We start from the raw sequence: 14337 nt of genomic DNA on the forward strand, positions 1-14337 counted from the left end.
CGCCCCCTCCGCCCCCCCCCCCCCCGCCGCCCGGTGGTTGAGCGCAGCGATCTGGACGCCGTCGCGCGGCAGTTGGGCCGCGAGCCGCGAGGTGTCCTGGAGATCGCCTACCGCTGCCCGAACGGAGAGCCCGGCGTCGTCAAGACCGCGCCGCGGCTGCCCGACGGCACCCCGTTCCCGACGCTGTACTACCTCACCCATCCGGCGCTGACCGCGGCGGCGAGCCGCCTCGAATCCGAGGGCCTGATGCGGGAGATGACCGAAAGGCTCTCGGAGAACGCCGAATTGGCAGCCGCCTACCGGCGGGCGCACGAGTCGTTCCTGGCCGAACGCGATGCGATCGAACCGCTGGGCACCACCTTCTCCGGCGGCGGGATGCCCGACCGCGTCAAGTGCCTGCACGTGGTGATCGCCCACTCGCTGGCCAAGGGGCCCGGCGTGAACCCGTTCGGAGACGAGGCGTTGGCGATCCTGGCCGGCGAACCGGGTATGCAGGGGATTCTGGACCCGACGATATGGGGGGACGCGTGACCGACCGGCGCGCAGCGACGTGGAGCGTGAAGTGACCAGGGTGGCGGCAGTCGACTGCGGGACGAACTCGATCCGGCTGCTGATCGCCGACCAGGCCGACGGCCGGCTGACCGATGTGCACCGGGAGATGCGCATCGTGCGGTTGGGTCAAGGTGTCGACGCCACAGGTGAATTCGCGCCGGATGCACTGGCCCGCACCCGGGCCGCGCTGGCCGCGTACGCGGAGTTGATGCGCGCGCACGAGGTGGCGAAGGTGCGGATGGTCGCGACGTCGGCGGCCCGCGATGTCGCCAACCGCGATGCCTTCTTCCAGATGACCGCCGACGTGCTCGGCGAGGTGGTCGACGGGGCGGTCGCGGAGGTCATCACCGGCACCGAGGAAGCCGAGTTGTCGTTCCGCGGTGCGGTGGGCGAGCTGGACCCGGCCGACGGGCCGTTCGTCGTCGTGGATCTCGGCGGCGGTTCGACCGAGGTGGTGGTGGGCCGCGAGCACGTGGACGCCAGCTTCTCGGCCGACATCGGCTGTGTGCGGTTGACCGAACGGTGTCTGCACTCGGACCCGCCGACCGCCGAGGAGGTCACGGCGGCGCGGAAGGTCATCCGTGGTGCGCTCGACGAGGCGCTGCGCCACGTTCCGGTGCAGGGCGCCCGCACCTGGGTCGGTGTGGCGGGGACCATGACGACACTGGCCGCGCTGGCGCATCAGATGACGACCTACGACTCGGACGCGATCCACCTGTCGCGGGTCGGTTTCCGTTCGCTGCTCGGCGTGTGCGACGAACTGATCGCGATGACGCGTCAGCAGCGGGCGGTGCTCGGTCCGATGCACGAGGGCCGTGTCGACGTGATCGGCGGCGGCGCGATCATCGTCGAGGAACTGGCGCGCGAACTCGGAGAGCGGGCCGGCATCGACGAACTGGTCGTCAGCGAACACGACATCCTCGACGGCATCGCGCTGTCGATCGCCTAACGCACCGCCACGATCGGCAGCGCGGCGCCCGCGGTGGCCGAAAGCCGTTGCCGCGCCAGGGCCGGCCACGCCTGCACGGCGCAGAACGGGGCGCACTGGTCGGCGGCGCTGCGCGTGCCGACGTGCACACAGCACTGCACCAGGCGCTCCTCGATCATCGTCGACATGTCCATGAAGGGTTTGACGGTGATGCGCACGACGCGTTCGCCGAGCAGGCGACGGACCTTGCGGCGCCGCCCCGGAAGCGCGGACGAGGCCAGCGTCAGCAGCGTCGACATGCCGAGATCGCAGCTCTGACAGATGATCTGCCAGATGTCCCCGATCTGGGGGTGAGACAACGAGGACTGTTCGGACAGCAGGCCCAGCAGCGATTCCTGCACGGCGACCCGCAGTTGCCGGGGGATCTCGGAGTCGGCGATGCGGTTGGCCACCAGCCCGAGCTTCTCCTTGAGGCTGTCGTGTCCGATGAGCCCGACGAGCGACCGCCACTGGTCGTTGTCGTCGCGGATCAGATAGCCGACCGAGCAGCAGTGCGGATGCGAGCACGGCAGTGCGGTGAGGTCCCGCCATGTCACCGCACCGGCGGTCTGCGGGCCGAGCCGGTTGAGCACTCCGGTGTGGGTGAGCCGGTGCTGTGGGTCGATGTCGCCGGATCTGCCGGAACCGAACTGCGGCTGGATGGTCAGCCCGCCGACGTACGGGGTGTCCAGCGCGAGGCGGACCATGTCCCCGATCTCGTCGTCGTTGACGCCCAGTGCGGTCGTCATGACCAGCGTGGTGAAGATCTCCTTCTCCGAAAGGCGTTGCAGTGCGGCTGATTTGATGCGCCGCAGATCACCGCCGCGGTGGTGCCGGTGCGCCGCCTCGGACAGTCCGTCGTACTGAAGGTAGACCTCGACGCGTTCCCGGTGCCCGGTCAGCAGGTCGAGCAGGCCGTCGTCGGTGGCGATCCGGACACCGTTGGTGTTGACCAGGATTCGGGTGATGGGCCGGTCGACCAGCTCCGCCAGCAGCTCGCGCAGGTGGGGGTGGAGAGTGGGTTCGCCGCCGCTGAGCATGACGACGTCGAGACGGCCGTTCTCGCGTTGCAGCCGCTGATCCACGTTGGCCAGCACGTCGGCGACGGGAACCACGTTGCGCAGGTCGGGTGAGGATTCGGTGAAACAGGTGGGGCAACGTAGGTTGCAGGTGTCGGAGATGTCCTGCAGGAGAATGCAGGTGTGCTGGGTCTGCATCTCCGGCAGGCCACGTAGATATGCCTGCGGGATCGGGTCGAAGTTGCCCGGAACGTCGGGGGTGTGGATCTTCGTCGGGGCCGTCCACTCCTCGAGGTAGGACAGGATCTCGGGGACCTCGTCGTAGAGGGTCCGTACCAGACCGTGGCTGCGGCAGCCGCGTTCGAGCCAGACCCGGCCGTCGCGTTCGACGAGCCGGCCGCTGAGCCGCTGCACGTCAGACAGCGGCCGCTCGGGCGCCTCGTCGTGGCAGTGCGGGCAGTAGGCGGTGACGTAGCGGTGCAGGCGGTCACCGCGCAGACCCATGCCGGCCGTCATGTCGCGTACAGAGACGGGTTGATACCGGTGCAGATTCCGACGGTGACCAGCGACACCAGGGCCCAGCCGACCATCAATCCGAGGCCGATGCCCTTGGCCTGCGGGCTGCGCACGGCGAGCAGGGCGGCGCCGCCGCCGAAGGCGATGAGCGCCAGGAAGACCGCGGCGGCCCCGAGGATGATGTTCGCCGAATCCGTCGACGAACTGGCGATCACGAAGGCCATGAAACCCAGCAGCGAGTTGAGCGCGATGTACACCGGCGCACCGACGAACACCATGCCGATCGAGATCTTCTTCGGCGGTTGCGCCGGCGGCGGGGGGTAGCCGTAGCCGCCGGGATACGGCGGACCTGGCGGGTATGTCATGCGGGCACTTCCTGCTGGTGGGGTGCGGAGCGATAGTAACCGCGCCGGTGGCCGTACCACAGTCGAATCCCGATCAGGAGCAGTGACGGCAGCAGGAACCATTGCGGCCGAGTGAGATCGAGCCACACCGTCTCGTTGGCGCGGGTGAATTCGACGGCGAAGCGGAAGGCGGCGTAGCCGGCGATGTAGAGCACGAACAGCTCGCCGGGGTGGTGAATCCGGCGGCGCAGCCACAGCAGGATGATGAAAGCGGTGAGCTGGAAGGCGATCTCGTAGAGGAACGACGGGTGCATGGGCTGTCCGGCGAGACATCCCGGGCACTCCGGGGTGGTGGCCGGTGCGTGGATTCCCCAGGGCAACGTGGTGGGACGTCCGGGTGCTTCGGTGAGGTGGCAGCCGATGCGCCCGACGGCGATTCCGAGGGCGACGGCAGGGGCGAACAGGTCTCCGGTCTTGCCGCGGTAGCCGCCGATCCGTTTGGCGACGAGGACTCCGAGGTAGGCGCCGAGGAGGCCGCCGAGAATGCTGCGGGAGCCGAACTGCCACGCCTCGGCCAGGCTGGGGTTGCCGGTGACATCGAGGTGCCGAACCCAGCCCGACAGCCGCATGCCGATCGCGCCGCCGACGAGCGCGCCGGCCGCCGCCACGACGGATTGTTCGTTGACCGCCCCACGCCTGCGGGCCTCGGCGACGAACACGACGAGCGCGGCGAGGACTCCCAGACCCACGAAGACACCGTGCACCGGCACCGAGACGGCGCCGAGGTGCCACTCGGGGGTCATCGGCGGAATGTAGCGGTCCGTTCACCCGGTGCGCAACGCCTCATGAGGCGAAGGACAGCCCGGCGGCCAGCGCGAACCCGAGCACTGCTGCCAATCCTGCCTGCTCGCGGGCTTTTTCGGTGGCCTCGGGGATCATCGAGCCGACGAGCATGACCAGCAGGGCCCCGGCCGCGAAGCCGTCGATGCCGCCCTGCAACGGTGCGCCCGCGATCTCCCGCAGCTGGTAGCCGCCCACGGTGGCGGCGGCGCAGAGGAGCGCGATCGCGGTCCATCCGAGCGCGATGCCCGTGACTCGGTGACCGGCGTCGCGCAGATCGCTGGCTGACCCGATCGCCTCGGGAAGGTTCGAGACGAAGATCGCCGCGAGCAGCGCGGGGCTGACCGCGCCGCCGTCCGCAATCCCGATGCCGAGCACCGCTTGTTCGGGGATACCGTCGAGCAGAGCGCCGAGCAGCAGGGGTATGCCCGCGACCTTCTTGTCGCCACCGCCGAGGCGGTCGACCAGGTGATCGGCAACGAAGAACGTCACCGCTCCGGCGGCCAGCCCGAGGGACACCGGGAGCGCGCCACCCACGCGGAAACCCTCCTCCGCCAACTCGAACGAGATGCCGGCGACCAGCGCCCCGGCGCCGAAGCCGAGGACCAGTCCGACGAGTCGGCGGTTCCAGTCGCGCGCGATGCCCGCCAGTGCGCCGACGATCAACGAGGAGGCGGCGACCGATCCCCAGAGCAGCGCGCTGAGCACTGGCTAGGCGCGAGATTTGGCGCGCGAACGCGACCGGGGCTTCGTCGGATCATGTTGTGCGGCAAGGGTCAGGCCCAGGACGAGCATCACGACGCCGAGTGCGAAATGAAGCCAGTTGTCGGCGCGGTTGAGAGGGAACACCCCGGCGATCCCGCTGTGCCCCGAGGCGGCGCGGTAGATCCACACTCCGAGCAGCGTGATGCCGCCGGCCAGCAGGTAAGCCCTCGACGCGGCGTACGTGCGCGCGCAGACCATGCCGGCGGCGCCGAGCAGGAGATGGAGCACGTTGTGCAGTCCCGAGACGGCGAAGACACCGAAAAGCAGTGCGTCGGACTGATGCCCGGCCCACTGGAGGCTCTCGTGATTGGTGGTGACTCCGGGGAGGAAGCCGAGGGCACCGAGGAGGAGGTATCCGGTACCGACGATCAGCGCCGCACCCTGGACGGCCATCAACGCGGGTCTCTTCACCATGGCTCGCCTCCTTGACCTGCAGAGGAGCAATACCCGGGCGGCCCACTGCTTAACCGGTGCCGCCCGGGTATCGCCGCGGATCGCCGCGTCAGCGGGTTGTCGGCGGTGCCGCGCGACCCGCCGTGTGCGCGGTGTCGCGACGGCTCAGTGCGAACCCCAGTCCGATCATTCCGATGGCGAGCACCAGGTGCAGCCAGTTGTCGGCGTTGTTGACCGGCACGAAGTTCGCGCTGCTGTCGCGATCGATCAGCATGCCGTAGATGAACAGCAGCAGATAGATGACGCCACCGCCGAGGAGGTAGGCGCGCGCCCCGCTCCACGTCCTGGCCAGCAGGAGACCTGCGACACCGAAGGCCAGGTGAACGAGGTTGTGCAGGATCGACACGTTGAAGATGCCGAGCAGTGCGGCCCCGGACTCGTGGCCGGCGAACGTCATCGTGTCGTAGTTCGTCGTGATCCCGGGGATGAACCCAAGGATGCCGACGAGCAGAAACACGGCACCCACTGCGGCCGCCGCCTTCTGCAGCGCGGTCGTGAACCTGCCCATCGCTCCGCCGGTCCTCGCCGGTTCGTTGTATGTCATGGTCACTCCTTCCCTCAGGTGGACGACCGCACGCGTACCCGGGGCGCCCTGATACAAACGCGCTCGGCAAAGCGCGTTTGTATCAGTGCCGCAGGTGAGGCGTGCACATAGTGCATGACGGGCCGCGGCTCGCTAACAGCCCGCTCCCCCCCCGAACGCTAGTTCGAACCACCGACAAAACGCCGCCAGGCTGTGACGGCTGGAACTCAAGTGGCGCAGGTTAGCTCGGCCGCCATCATCTCTTCTCGCGGAGCACCGGATGCAGCTTGTCGAGTACCGCGGGGTCCTCGATCGTCGAGGGCAGCGGTTCGTCACGACCTTCAGCCAGCCCGCGCATCGTCTTGCGGAGGATCTTGCCCGAGCGGGTCTTCGGCAGGGCGTGTACGACGTCGACCTGCCTCAGACAGGCCACCGCCCCGATGTTGTCGCGGACCGCGGCCACGAGTTCCGCTTCGAGTCCACCGGCGTCGGCGCCGCTCTTGAGGACCACGAACCCGCGTGGCACCTGCCCTTTGATCTCGTCGGCCACCCCGATCACCGCGCACTCGGCCACTGCGGGATGTGCGGCGAGCACCGCCTCGATCGACCCCGTCGACAGCCGGTGGCCGGCCACGTTGATCACGTCGTCGGTGCGGCCCATCACGAACAGGTAGCCGTCGTCGTCGACGTAGCCACCGTCGCCGGTCAGGTAGTAACCCGGGAAGGCCCGCAGATACGACGCGATGTAGCGGTCGTCGTCACCCCAGAGCGTCGGCAGCGTGCCGGGAGGCAGCGGCAACTTCACGCAGATCGCGCCTTCCTCGTTCGGACCGCATTCCGATCCGTCCGAGCGGAGGATACGGACGTCGTAGCCGGGCATCGGCACCGTCGCGGACCCGGGCTTGACCGGCATGGGTTCCACGCCCATCGGATTCGCGGCGATCGCCCACCCGGTCTCGGTCTGCCACCAGTGGTCGATGATCGGGATGCCGAGCCTGTCCGAAGCCCACTGGTAGGTGTCCGGGTCGAGCCGCTCGCCGGCCTGGAAGAGGTAGATGAGCTTCGACAGGTCGTAGCGGCTGATCTCGTGGCCGTGCGGATCTTCCTTCTTGATGGCGCGGATGGCCGTCGGCGCGGTGAACAGCGCCTTCACGCCGTACTCGGCGGCGACCCGCCAGAAGGCGCCCGCGTCCGGCGTGTGCACCGGCTTGCCCTCGTAGAGAACGGTTGTCGCGCCGAGGAGCAGCGGCGCGTACACGATGTAGGAGTGGCCGACCACCCAGCCGACATCCGAGGCGGCCCAGTACACGTCGCCGGGCTGGGTGTCGTAGACGTGGCGCATGCTCCACAGCAGCGCGACGGCATGGCCGCCGTTGTCGCGGACGATGCCTTTGGGCTTGCCGGTGGTGCCCGAGGTGTAGAGGACATAGAGCGGATCGGTGGCAGCCACCGGCACCGGGTCGACGGCCTCCGCGGCGGCGAGCAGTTCGGTCCAGTCGTGGTCGCGGCCCGCGGTGAGTTCGCAACGGTGGTGTTCGCGCTGCAGGATCACGCATGCGCCCGGTTTGTGTTCGGCCATCTCGAGGGCGGCGTCCAGCATCGGTTTGTACTCGACGGTGCGGGTGGGTTCGACACCGCAGGACGCCGACACCACCGCGGTCGGCCGGGCGTCGTCGATGCGGGCCGCCAGTTCGTGGGCGGCGAATCCGCCGAACACCACGGAGTGCACCGCGCCGAGGCGGGCGCAGGCCAGCATCGCGATCAGCGCCTCGGGCACCATCGGCAGGTAGATGACGACGCGGTCGCCCTTCTGGACGCCGAGGCCACGCAGCGCGCCGGCGAACCGTGCGGTCTGGTCGAGCAACTCGCGGTAGGTGTAGGTGCGTTTGGCGCCGGTGACGGGGGAGTCGTAGATCAGCGCGGCCTGGTCGCCGCGACCGCCGTCGACGTGGCGGTCCAGGGCGTTGGCGCAGGTGTTGAGCTCGCCGTCGGGGAACCAGCGGTAGAACGGCGGGTTGGTGTCGTCGAGTACGCGGGTCGGTTCGCGGGTCCAGGTGACCGCCTGGGCGGCGTCCGCCCAGAACTTCTCGGGTTCGTCGATGCTGGCCCTGAACAGGTCTCGATAGCCGCTCATACCGGCACGGTATACCGCTCGGCCAGTCGGCGGTTCAAGACGCCGACGTTGTTTCGCGCGAGCGGGTTTCCGGAGCGCGGCCAGGTGCCCGGGGTGCCGGCGGCCACGGGATACACAGCCGCCGGACAGGGTGGTGGAAGGTGGCGCCGACACCATCGACGGCATGATCACTTTCCGTCGTTCACGGGAACTGCCGCGCCACACGGTGTGCCATCGGGCGTTACGAGGCACGCCGCTGCACGTGCCCGCCGAGTTGTTGACGACGGCCTCGGTGGCCGAATGGGTGCGTCGGCGGGGTCTCGGCGTCGACGTGTCGAGCGCTCCGGAGTTGCAGGTGGCGCTGCGTGCGGGACTGCCCGCCTCGAGGGTGGCGGCGCACTGCCGGGACGTCGAGGCGGTCGACGCCGCGGTGGCCGCGGGGGTCGGGCGATTCGTGATCGGCGGATGGTCTGAGGTGCTGTTGCTGGCGGGACGGCGGGCCGCGGCGCACCGGGTGGTGGTGGACGTCAGCGAGGGGACGGGGGAGCGGCTGGCGACATCGGTGATGGCGTTGCGGCGCTTGGACGTTGTGGGGCTGCGGTGCCGTGTCGGCCCCACCGAGGCCGAAGCAGGCGACGCGGTGCGCGGAATGATCGAGCAGATGGCGCGGCTGCGCCGGACGCACGGCGTGATCCTGACGCGGGCGTGCCTGTCGGGCTACGGGCGGGGTGACTGCGGGCCGGAGGAGTTGCGGCGGGGAGTTCACCACCTGCAGTTGGCGGTGGAGGAGGCGTGCGCGGGCCTTCGGTATCCGCGGCCGGCGCTGGTGCTGTCGCTGGATGCGGCGACGCTGGTGGAATCGTGAGCGCAGCTTACTGATTCGCGAGCCGGCCGCGCCGGGATCTCCACCAGGGTCGGGACAGCGGCGGGTCGACGACCCACAGGTAGATCTCGACGTGCCTTCGGTGCCGCGGTGCCATGGAATAGGGTCTGACCCCGACGCCCCCATAGCCCAATTGGCAGAGGCAGCGGACTTAAAATCCTCTGAACTGGGCGTTTGTTGTGTTGGGAAGTGGCGGTAGCCGCCGGAAGAACCGTATCTAGCTGCGGATTTTGTGTTGGCTGCGTTGGCGGTCATCGAAATCGGACGAGAGCACTGCGGTACTCACTGCGGTATTTCCCTGGTCATACTTCGTGCGAGAATTTAACTAGCCGCGCGCCACTCGAGATCGGGAAAGACGTCCGCTGGACATGGACGAACTGGACTCGGAGGCTAGGAGTTCTCATGTGGCCCCGAGGATGACCGCATTCGCAACAACTCTCGGGTGACTGAGGACGGTCGAGTGGCTGCGCAGCGCGTGGAGGCTTCGCTCCTGGCACCCGGCGATGGTGTCTACGGACGAACTGACGCTTGGTTTCGCCTCCGCACCCGCATCCACAGGCGTTCACGGCGTTGTCGTCCCACCTCCCATCGCTCTGCGGTGCCTTTAGCGATCGCGCGAGCGGATTCTATTAGAGAGGTACGACCAAATCGCGCCCAACTGAGGCCGCCTGCTGCTGTCGCGCATAGTCGGCCTTTGTAGGGAACGCCAGGAAACTGTCGTGCGTTCTGTCGCACCTCTGTGCGATCCTGTATGGCTGCCCACCAGAAGGGAGCCACACACGATGTGAAAGATCGAAGAAAGGCACGCATGTGGAGGCCGACGAGCAGGAAGAGATAGAGCGAGTACGAGAGTGGATCGGCCGGCTTGAAGCCTTCGCCTCTGCACTTGACGACATCGAAGGCAACAGCGCCACTGATTTCGCCAACGACGTGCTTGAGGCAATGCAGTCCGTGGTGATGCCGCACGTGGCCCCGGCACGGGTTCCGTCAATGCTGCTGGCGTTGGAGGCCGCGAGCACGGTGACCTGGGCAACGACAACCGTGATCATGGACTGGGCGGACACACCTGACGTTCGGGATCGTTACACACGGGACACCGCGCAGCGGCTCGTGAAGGACGCGCTGGATCGCGTGCTCTCGAACTGCACGCGTTGGTTTTCCGACGGCCTACCTTCCGAGGAGGAAGTGAAGCAACGTATCTCGACCGCGGCGAAGGACATGCGAGACGCGCAGGAACTGCTTGGCAAGCGCAATGCAGAGCATGACGCGCAAGACGCAGAAGCTGCGGCAGACCCCTACGGCGCGATCCTGGTTCACCTGGACCCCAGCCGATCTGCTGATGCTCCAATCTTCGAGAAGGTGTGTTCCTTGACTGAGGACGAAGATGAGCGTTATCGCGATGCATACGAACAACTTCGGCGCATGATCGACAGCGAACTATTGCAGCACATCTCGGACGAGAGCGACCGGCTCTGCGACGTGGTGATGGCGCTGCTGACTGACCTGCGGTACAACCGGATTCCAATCTTCGATGAGGATGCTTGGGACGAACACAGGCGCAAGGTGCGGTCCGCGTTGATCTCATTTACTGCCGCGCTGTACAGCCACAGGGAGCAGACGGTCAGGACGGCCAAGAAGACCCTCAATCGCGGTCCTGAGGTCCAGGCGGTCGAGAAATTGTTTGACGAGCTGCGCAAGACGTCGTTCGAGTACGGCTGGCTGGAAGAACTGCGTGGCGCGCTGCAGCACGGCGACATCAACGCCTTTAAGTGGGGCTTCGGGGCATCGATGAACGAAGAACCGGTGGCGAACGTGTACATGAGTCGGGAGTTCATGCTCGACTTCACGCGCAACTCGTCGCAGAAGAAGTGGTTGAAGCGTCGGGAACTGGAAGACATGGATTCTGATCCGAGCGTGTTGGACATGATCAAGGCAATTCAGCCGCTCATGGGACCGCTTCAGGAGAAGCTTGACACGATTCTGTACCCGAACGTGGCGGATGATGTTGCGACCGTTCGCGAACTGTTGAGCCGCTACCCGCACCCGAACGGAGTGCATGCGCTGCAGGACGGTCCTGGCTTCACGCGTCGCAAGATGTGTCCGCCCATGAGCCCACTCGCCCCGCGCGTGCTGTCCTTCGTCGCTTCGTACGAACCTGACGACGTGGGTGCCAGTGATGCAGGTGACGGGACAGCGACCTGACAGCAGCGCGGCAGCAATCCGGCTGCCTGCGACAACGAGACAGCACCGGCTACAGTGCCCGTTCTCGGAGCCGTACCCCACCGCTGAACTGGATATTGACGGCCCTGTTGGATCGCGACGAAGCGTCGTAGAAACCCTAATCAGGCAGGGTATTCGGGCTTAGAAGTTCCTGAACTGGGCGTTTGTTGAGAATCGCTTCGCGCAGAATGCAGTATTGGCTGCGTTGGCCGGCGTCGGGGCCGAGTGAAACGACTGCGGTACCGCCTGGCTTGGCTCAGGGGTGTGTAGCCGGCGACTGCCGCGCTGCAAACGGTTCTATCCGGTACCGCAGTTTCGGTTCCATGTATCGGTTACCTCTCCCCGAACCGGACCGCTACGACGGTGAGCCACTAGGCGTCATTGAAGCCCGGGCCAGGCCGGAATCGGCGGGACAGTCGCACAGCCCGCGACTGGGTGTCTAGCTAATCGGCCTGATGTGATCACGTATGTACTCCACGCGGGCGGTGATCGCTGAATCGTGCGATTTTCGCCTCAACCGAAGCTCCCACAGCACGAACACCGGAACAACGAGTAGGACCACCGCGGCGGCGACCCAGCTGCCCGTCCGGTGCCAAGCCCACGCAGCAACCAAGGCCTCGACCGGCGTCAGCATTTGCCAAAGGTCTCTCCTCCCCGCGGCGCGTATCTGCTGCTCAGCGGACAGAAGCATGACGCGTTCTTCGACGTAGAAGGCGAGCATTCGTCGAGCCTCAGAGTCCCCCGGCAACTTCTCCAGCAGGTCGAGGTCGCGTGCGATGCCATCCCGGAGGTCTCGGCGGTCCTTGCGCGCCGCGAGGTAGGCGGCAGCGATCGTCGCGAGACCGGCGATCAGCGCCACGCTGAGAGGGACGACCCACTTCTCCATGGGGCAAGTATCTACGGTTGGGGCGCCAACCTTGGCTAAGCATGGCCGCAACACCTGACGGGGAGAATGCCTGCGCGCGCCCTCTGGGTCGTCGCCTCTGATGGGCATAATGTCTCCAGTACGTGCGTTAGACTGTAACGAGATCGGTGACATCCACTTGGAAGTGCAGTACGAACACAAGAAGCTTAAGAAGCTGTGCACAGACGAGCGGGAAATGAAGAAGAAGCGCTCTGACATCGCGGGGAAGCTGCGGCTGCGGATCAAAGCGCTGGAGACAGCGAAGTCTGTTGGCGAGCTGTCCACTCACGACCCGCTGGGGGAATGGCACCAGCTCAGCGCTGACCGGGACGGTCAGTGGGCGGGAAAGCTCAGCGGCAACTACCGCCTTGTGATTCGTCCACACGACGCAACTGAGCCGTGGAACTCGGTGACCGTAACCGTGATCGAAATCGACGACTACCACTGAGAGGAGAAGCCATGACTGCGACCAACTACGCCGTTGCTCCAGGTGAATACCTGGAGGAGTGGATAAACGAGCACGGCTTGTCTCAGCAGCGCGTCGCCGAGCAGCTGGGGTGTAGCCGCAAGCAGGTCAACGAGATCGTCAACGGGCGCGCACCGATCACTAGCGATACCGCGGTTCGCTTGGAGCGCGTCGTCGGCATCCCGGCCGACTCATGGCTCCGCTACGAAGCCGCATATCGCGCTGACCTTGCACGGATCGCCGATGAAGAGAACCTAGCGGCGCACGCAGACGAGATCGATCCGGGCGCAGTGACCTACCTTCGAAGTTTGGGCGCGACTAAGGCGACACGGAAGTCACCTGGGTCTCTGGTATCGGATTTCCTGGCCTTCCACCGCTGCGGTACTTGGGATGCCTACATTCATCTGCATGAGACCGCATCCACGGGCGACTATGCGCTCGCCGCTCTGAAGGAGTCCGGCGACGCCAAGATCGACGCGACGGTGCTATCGACGTGGTTACGCGCAGCAGAGCTCGCCGAGCCGTTTGAACGTGGGCGGCGCTACGTCTACGACCCAGACCGGCTGAGAAAGGCGCTTCCACAGCTGCGAGCTCGAGCAGCCGAACCCGGCGCCACGATGCTTCGCGACATCGCGAACATGCTTGCCGATGTCGGAGTCGTCTTCATGGTGGTCGACCCGCCCAAGAAGTTCCCGCTGCATGGCATGACGCGTTGGATCGACAAGCGAGTACCTGTGATTCAACAGACCGGGCGGTGGGGCAAAGATGGCTTCGTCATCTGGGCGTTGTTTCACGAACTCGGCCACGTGCTGAACGACCCCCGCGGAGAGATGCATCTGGAGTACAAGACGGAGAAGAAACGCAACAGCGAAGCGGAGAAATCCGCCAACAAGTTCGCGATGGACGTCTTGTTCGGCGAGACCGGGATCAAGCCGTTCGAGGGACTGACGCGCGATCGCGACATCGAGACCGTTGCGAGACAGCTAGGTGTCTCGCCAGGTGTGGCCGTTCACCAGATGCACCGACGCAGACTGCTCGATTACCGGTTCGGGAACAAACTCTGTGTCGACCTCGCTGGAACCTTCACGGCATAGATAGCGGCTTGGTGCATCGTCACCCGGGACCACGCGGGAATTCGCCCGCAAACTTGGGATGATGCGGCTGTGACTGTTGTCCTCTCGGGCCACGGTTTTGGATACGAATGAATCCACCGAAAAGCACCACCAGCACCGACGCCAACGGGCTGCGGTGGAAGCAGACCCTCGACGGCAAAATCGAGCGGGTGCTATCCACCACCGCGGTGCCCGCACCCCGCACAGCTGACAGCGTGCAACCCTATTCGCAGATTCAGACCATTACCCCGGAGGAAGCCAAAGCCCATCGATTTGGTGGGCCAGACGTTCCCGATTTCGGCGACGAGGAGAGTGGCGATTCTGCTGAGACTGAAACGGCAGCAAGGAACATCGTCAACGACTGGACTCCCGTCAAACGCATCGGCGCCCCGATCGTCGAGCCGCACCACTCCGATCCGAAATTGCTGGCGATCGAAATCGGCTACGCTCCGGACGCGCCCCAACCTTGGTACCAGTACTTCAGGGACGGGCTCCGCGCAGCCGGCATCCGCTCGAACCAGAGTCATTCGCAGGGTCCGTACCAGTCCTCGACCTTCGAAGCTGCGAGATCTGCTCTGCCGCTTGTTGACGACGGTTGAAAGTCCGGCCAGTCGCGACGGTTGAAAAGTAGGCCACCCGATCAGATTGGATGGGTGATCT

15 protein-coding genes are annotated in these 14337 nt (G+C 66.2%); 7 read left to right on the forward strand and 8 right to left on the reverse strand.

Translation table 11 applies throughout. From position 1 onward, the window contains the following. The first annotated feature begins 33 nt into the window (after positions 1-33). Entirely contained in the window at positions 34-531 is a 498-nt protein-coding gene (locus AU195_RS21235; RefSeq protein WP_059161013.1) for a DUF501 domain-containing protein, read from the forward strand. A 31-nt stretch (positions 532-562) separates the two neighbouring features. Further along, complete coding sequence (locus AU195_RS21240) at positions 563-1501, forward strand: Ppx/GppA phosphatase family protein (RefSeq protein ID WP_059161014.1); 939 nt, start codon at positions 563-565, stop codon at positions 1499-1501. Here the strand turns inward: AU195_RS21240 and AU195_RS21245 are convergent. The 7 genes from AU195_RS21245 to AU195_RS21275 all read right to left on the reverse strand — a co-directional run bounded on the left by AU195_RS21245 (position 1498) and on the right by AU195_RS21275 (position 8113). Next, positions 1498-3054 carry a radical SAM protein gene (locus AU195_RS21245; protein ID WP_157531217.1) on the reverse strand — a complete coding sequence of 519 codons (1557 nt, stop codon included), beginning with the start codon at positions 3052-3054 and terminating at the stop codon, positions 1498-1500. The two genes, AU195_RS21240 and AU195_RS21245, sit on opposite strands and share 4 nt — an antisense overlap. After that, positions 3051-3419 carry a hypothetical protein gene (locus AU195_RS21250; protein ID WP_059161015.1) on the reverse strand — a complete coding sequence of 123 codons (369 nt, stop codon included), beginning with the start codon at positions 3417-3419 and terminating at the stop codon, positions 3051-3053. Before AU195_RS21250 ends, AU195_RS21245 begins: the two co-directional genes overlap by 4 nt. After that, entirely contained in the window at positions 3416-4201 is a 786-nt protein-coding gene (locus AU195_RS21255) for a prolipoprotein diacylglyceryl transferase (RefSeq protein WP_059161016.1), read from the reverse strand. The genes AU195_RS21250 and AU195_RS21255 overlap by 4 nt, the downstream gene beginning before the upstream one ends. A 40-nt stretch (positions 4202-4241) precedes the next feature. Beyond that, positions 4242-4946 (reverse strand): ZIP family metal transporter, encoded by a 705-nt coding sequence (locus AU195_RS21260; RefSeq protein ID WP_059161017.1) that lies wholly within the window; start codon positions 4944-4946, stop codon positions 4242-4244. A gap of 3 nt (positions 4947-4949) precedes the next feature. Continuing rightward, positions 4950-5417, reverse strand: coding sequence for a DUF4383 domain-containing protein (locus AU195_RS21265; RefSeq protein WP_059161018.1), 468 nt, complete (start codon positions 5415-5417; stop codon positions 4950-4952). 88 nt (positions 5418-5505) lie between these two features. Continuing rightward, positions 5506-6000, reverse strand: coding sequence for a DUF4383 domain-containing protein (locus AU195_RS21270; protein WP_082703156.1), 495 nt, complete (start codon positions 5998-6000; stop codon positions 5506-5508). A 235-nt stretch (positions 6001-6235) separates the two neighbouring features. Further along, positions 6236-8113: a propionyl-CoA synthetase gene (locus AU195_RS21275; protein ID WP_059161019.1), complete on the reverse strand. Its 1878-nt coding sequence runs from the start codon at positions 8111-8113 to the stop codon at positions 6236-6238. A 163-nt stretch (positions 8114-8276) separates the two neighbouring features. Between AU195_RS21275 and AU195_RS21280 the strand changes: the two genes are divergently transcribed. Next, on the forward strand, positions 8277-8957 hold the full coding sequence (locus tag AU195_RS21280) for a type III PLP-dependent enzyme domain-containing protein (protein ID WP_059161022.1): 681 nt from the start codon (positions 8277-8279) through the stop codon (positions 8955-8957). Between the two features lie 828 nt (positions 8958-9785). Continuing rightward, positions 9786-11177 carry a hypothetical protein gene (locus AU195_RS21285; RefSeq protein ID WP_013470983.1) on the forward strand — a complete coding sequence of 464 codons (1392 nt, stop codon included), beginning with the start codon at positions 9786-9788 and terminating at the stop codon, positions 11175-11177. 457 nt (positions 11178-11634) lie between these two features. Here AU195_RS21285 and AU195_RS21290 read toward each other — a convergent pair whose 3' ends face one another. Beyond that, positions 11635-12081, reverse strand: coding sequence for a hypothetical protein (locus tag AU195_RS21290; protein WP_013470984.1), 447 nt, complete (start codon positions 12079-12081; stop codon positions 11635-11637). Positions 12082-12244: 163 nt separating this feature from the next. Between AU195_RS21290 and AU195_RS21295 the strand changes: the two genes are divergently transcribed. From AU195_RS21295 to AU195_RS21305, 3 genes are all read left to right on the forward strand, one after another. Beyond that, positions 12245-12547, forward strand: coding sequence for a type II toxin-antitoxin system RelE/ParE family toxin (locus tag AU195_RS21295; RefSeq protein WP_228768939.1), 303 nt, complete (start codon positions 12245-12247; stop codon positions 12545-12547). Positions 12548-12558: 11 nt separating this feature from the next. Continuing rightward, positions 12559-13659 carry a HigA family addiction module antitoxin gene (locus AU195_RS21300; RefSeq protein WP_013470986.1) on the forward strand — a complete coding sequence of 367 codons (1101 nt, stop codon included), beginning with the start codon at positions 12559-12561 and terminating at the stop codon, positions 13657-13659. Between the two features lie 107 nt (positions 13660-13766). Next, positions 13767-14276 (forward strand): hypothetical protein, encoded by a 510-nt coding sequence (locus AU195_RS21305; RefSeq protein WP_013470987.1) that lies wholly within the window; start codon positions 13767-13769, stop codon positions 14274-14276. Positions 14277-14337 lie beyond the last annotated feature (61 nt).

The sequence above is a fragment of the Mycobacterium sp. IS-1496 genome, assembly GCF_001499995.1.
Lineage (GTDB): Bacteria > Actinomycetota > Actinomycetes > Mycobacteriales > Mycobacteriaceae > Mycobacterium.